Source organism: Xanthobacter sp. BG11Y11_SDJG (assembly GCF_057364445.1).
Genome location: NZ_JBNFNU010000383.1, coordinates 1 through 4,077, shown reverse-complemented (window position 1 = coordinate 4,077; position 4,077 = coordinate 1). Strand labels below are relative to the sequence as shown.

Sequence of the window (4,077 nt, the reverse complement as noted above, 5' to 3'; positions counted from 1 at the left end):
AAGGGCGGGGCCGGCGCCATGGCGGGATGGGCGAGGTCGCAGACCTGATCGTCCGCCCCCGCGCCGTCGCCCTTCAGCACGCCCGCGCGCGCCGTTCCATCTCCGGAAGGTGACGAAGCGCATGGCGTCAGCCCACCCGGTAGCGGTCGATGACCGAACGGTCGATCTCGATGCCGAGGCCGGGGCCGGTGGGGATCTTCACCCGGCCGCGCTCCTGCACGATGGGCTCCTTGGCGAGATGGTCGCGGAACGGGTTCTCGCACTGCTCGAACTCCAGCAGCGGCTCGAAGGGGAACAGGCTCGGCGGCTGGTCCGCGAGGGAACCGAGGAAGTGCAGCGTCGCCGCGATGCCCACCGCCGAGCCCCAGGCGTGGGGCACGCACTCCACGCCGTGGGTGGAGGCGAGCGCGGCGATCTTCTTGCACTCGGAGAGGCCGCCCGCGGCGCACACGTCCGGCTGCACGATGTCCATGGCCTTGCGCACGATGGCGTCGCGGAAGCCCCAGCGGGTGAACTCGTTCTCGCCGCCGGCCACCGCCATGTCGAGGGCGCGGGCCACCTCCACATAGCCGTCGATGTCCTCCGGCGAGATGGGCTCCTCGAACCACTCGATGTCCAGCTCTTCGAGCTTGCGGCCGAGGCGGATGGCGACCGGCACCGAGAAGGCGTGGTTCGCGTCCACCATCAGGCGGATGTCTGGGCCGACCGCGTCACGCACCGCCTTCACGCGCTCGTAGTCCTTGTGGATGTTGCCGAGGCCGATCTTCATCTTGATGGCCTTGAAGCCCTCGTCCACGTAGCCGGTGGCTTCCTCCACCGCCTCGCCCACCAGATTGTCGAAGTCGATGAAATAGAGGCCGGTGGCGTAGCAGTCCACCTCGGTGCGGAAGGCGCCGCCGAGCAGCTTGTGCACCGGCTTGCCGCAGCTCTTGCCGACGATGTCCCAAAGCGCGATGTCGATGCCGCTGATGGCGGCAATCGACATGCCCTTGTTCCCGTAGTCCTTGATGCGGTTGTAGAGGTCTTCCCAGATCACCTCCACGTCGAACGGGTCGCGGCCGACGATGCGGGGGCCGAACTGGGTCTCGATGAAGGCCTTGGCCACGGCCGAGGGGCCGTAGCATTCGCCCCAGCCGACGATGCCGTCGGCGGTCTCGATCTCCACGAGGCAGGTGCCGCGCGTCTTGTAGAGCCAGCCCCGCGAGGAGGTGAAGGGCTTCTCCACCGGGGAGGACATCACATGGGCCTTGACGGACTTGATGACGCTCACGACGCGCTCTTTCTGTTCGCAACGGACGGACGGGGAGGGGCAGGCGATGTGACGAGCCTACCCGCGAAACGGGGGCGCGGGCCGGCGCGTTGCCGGCCCGGAGCCGAGGGCGGGACGGTCAGTCCTTGCCCTTGAACACCTGGGTCGCGACGGAATTCAGCGACTTCTGGACGTCGTTCACTTCCTTGTCGAGCGCATCGCCGGTCAGGTCGTCCACCAGCACGCCGTTCTCGGCCGCGAAGGCCTTGAAGCGCGGGTCCTGGATCGACTTGCGGAAGGCGTCGACCAGGGTCTTGCGCACCGCCGGGGGCATGTTCGCCGGGCCCACCACATAGGCCATCTGCACCACCGGGCCGTAGGGGAACACGTCGAAGCCCTTCTCCTTCATGGTCGGCACGTCGGGGAAGACGTCGAGGCGCTCGTTGGCGAACACGGCGATCGGCCGCACCTGGCCGGCCTTGATCTGGCTGATGCTCTCCGACGGCTTCAGCACGCCCGCGTCCACCTGGCCGCCGGCGAGATCGACGATCACCTTGGCGCCGCCGGGATAGGGCACGTTCACATAGTCCACGCCCGCCGCCTTGGCGGTCATGGTCGCGAAGATGTGGTTGATGTTGTAGCTGCCCGGGGTGCCGATGGTGACCTTGCCCGGGTTCGCCTTCATCTGCGCCACGAAGGCGTCGATGTCCTTGGGGCCGTTGGTGTTCACCAGCAACATCAGCGGGTCGCTGGAGATGCGGGCGATGCCGGAAAACTGGTCGTTGCGCAGCGGCGTCTTGCCCTGGGCGATCATGGACAGGGTCGACGAGGTGCCCATGCCCAGCGTGTAGCCGTCCGGCGCGGCGCTGGCGACGCGGCCCATGCCGATGGTGCCGGTGCCGCCGGGCACGTTGTCGACGATGATGTTCACGCCGTTCTCGGCGAGGATCGGCGCCAGCTTGCGCGCCGCGATGTCGTTCGAGCCGCCCGCGTTCCACGGCACGATGAGGCGCACCTCGCGCGAGGGGAACTTGTCCTGGGCCGCCGCGGGCGCGGCGGAAAGAATCATGGCTGCCGCAGCGGCCGACGCGACGCGAAGGAACATGGCGCTTCTCCCGTTGTGTTATTTGTTATAACAAACGACATGTGATGGACTTGTCAACGGTGATCTGGAATGGTCCGCTGATCGCAAGGAGGCGACCCCGTGAACCTTGCCGACCAGAACCTCTCCCGGATCGCCCGCGAGCCGCTGTGGGACCGCGCCCATGCCCAGCTGCGCGAGGCGCTGCTGGCGGGCCGCTTCGAGCCCGGCAGCGCGCTGGTGCTGCGCCAGCTTGCGGAGACCTTCGGCACCTCCATCACGCCGGTGCGCGATGCCGTTTCCCGGCTCGTGGCGCAGGGGGTTCTGGACCAGGGACCGCGCAATTCCGCCCTCGTGCCGGACCTGCGGTCCAGCGCGCTGACCGATCTCATGGTGGTGCGCACCGAGCTTGAGGGCCGGGCGACCCGCGAGGCCGCAGCGAAGGCGCGCGCCGCCGACGTGGACGCGCTGGAGACGCTGCTGGCGGACATGCGCCGCATGATCGAGAAGCGCCGGCTCGACACCTATCTCGACATCCACCGGCGCTTCCATTTCGGCATCTATGCCCTGGCCGGCATCCCCATCCTTCTGGAGATGATCGAGAATCTGTGGCTGCGCTGCGGGCCCATCCTGTCCTTCGTGGTGCCGCAATACGTGGTGTCGCTGAAGGGCACCGACCACCACCGGGCCGCGCTCGACGCCATCCGCCTGAAGGACGGCACGCGCGCCGAGGCGGAGATCGTCGCCGACATCGAGGAGGCCGGCGCCTATCTGCTCCAGCCTCGCCGACGGCACCGGCCGCATCCGCCGGCCCGCCGAAGCCGGGACGGGCGGCGCACGCCCGGCTGCCGCAGCGGGTCCTGTTTAGACGGCGCGCGCCACGCGCCGGCTCAGCCCGCCGCCTCGACCACCACCGGGTGGTGCGCACTCTCGTTCACGCGCAGGCTGAACAGGTCCGGCCGTGCATAGTGGCCGACCGGGTCGAAATCCAGCCGGGCGCCGAGCAGGTCGTCGAGGTCGATCTCCGCGGTGAGGATGCCCTCCTCGTCCAGCAGCGGGCCGGCCAGCACGTCGCCGAGCGGGCCGACGATCACCGAGCGGCCGTGCATCATCCATTCGCTGGGCTGGGCGTCGATGCGGCTCGCATAGTCCTCGGGGAAATCCGAGCGGCGCATCACCTGGCAGGCGCTGATGACGAAGCAGCGGCCCTCCATGGCCACATGGCGCATGGTGGGGATCCAGCTCTCGCGGTCGTCGGCGGTGGGCGCGGCCCAGATCTCCACGCCCTTGGCATAATAGGCGGCGCGCATCAGCGGCATGTAGTGCTCCCAGCAGATGGCGCCGCCGAGCTTGCCGAACGGCGTGTCCACCACCGAGAGCGTCGAGCCGTCGCCGAAGCCCCACACCAGGCGCTCGGCGCCGGTGGGCATCACCTTGCGGTGCTTGGCGAGCAGGCCCTGCGGGCCGAGATAGAGCGCCGTGCAATAGAGCGTGCCGCCGTCGCGCTCCATCACGCCCACCACCGCATAGATGTCGTGGGCGGCGCAGGCGGCGACGAGCTGGTCCACCTCCGGCCCCGGCACGGGGATGGCGCCGCGCACGTAGCGGGCGAAGTCGGCGCGGCCTTTCCGGGCCGTGCGGGCGGCGACGCAGCAGCCGAAGTCGAGCCCCCTTGGGGATAGCCGCCGATGAACGCTTCGGGGGGAACACCGCCAGCCTGGCGCCGGTGGCGGCCGCCGCGGCGATG

Annotated in this window: 4 protein-coding genes; 1 reads left to right on the top strand and 3 read right to left on the bottom strand. The window is 69.3% G+C overall.

The annotated features are described in order from the left end of the window. Positions 1–127: 127 nt before the first annotated feature. Both AC2W7M_RS21230 and AC2W7M_RS21225 read right to left on the bottom strand, forming a co-directional pair. Positions 128–1,270: a mandelate racemase/muconate lactonizing enzyme family protein gene (locus tag AC2W7M_RS21230; RefSeq protein WP_486134696.1), complete on the bottom strand. Its 1,143-nt coding sequence runs from the start codon at positions 1,268–1,270 to the stop codon at positions 128–130. A 118-nt stretch (positions 1,271–1,388) separates the two neighbouring features. After that, positions 1,389–2,354: a Bug family tripartite tricarboxylate transporter substrate binding protein gene (locus AC2W7M_RS21225; RefSeq protein WP_486134694.1), complete on the bottom strand. Its 966-nt coding sequence runs from the start codon at positions 2,352–2,354 to the stop codon at positions 1,389–1,391. A gap of 99 nt (positions 2,355–2,453) precedes the next feature. On the opposite strand from AC2W7M_RS21225, the gene AC2W7M_RS21220 reads away from it, so the two are divergent. Next, positions 2,454–3,299 carry a GntR family transcriptional regulator gene (locus AC2W7M_RS21220; RefSeq protein WP_486134692.1) on the top strand — a complete coding sequence of 282 codons (846 nt, stop codon included), beginning with the start codon at positions 2,454–2,456 and terminating at the stop codon, positions 3,297–3,299. Here the strand turns inward: AC2W7M_RS21220 and AC2W7M_RS21215 are convergent. After that, positions 3,221–4,077, bottom strand: an 857-nt coding sequence (locus AC2W7M_RS21215; protein WP_486134690.1) for a carbon-nitrogen hydrolase family protein, incomplete at its 5' end; no start/stop codon positions are given. The two genes, AC2W7M_RS21220 and AC2W7M_RS21215, sit on opposite strands and share 79 nt — an antisense overlap.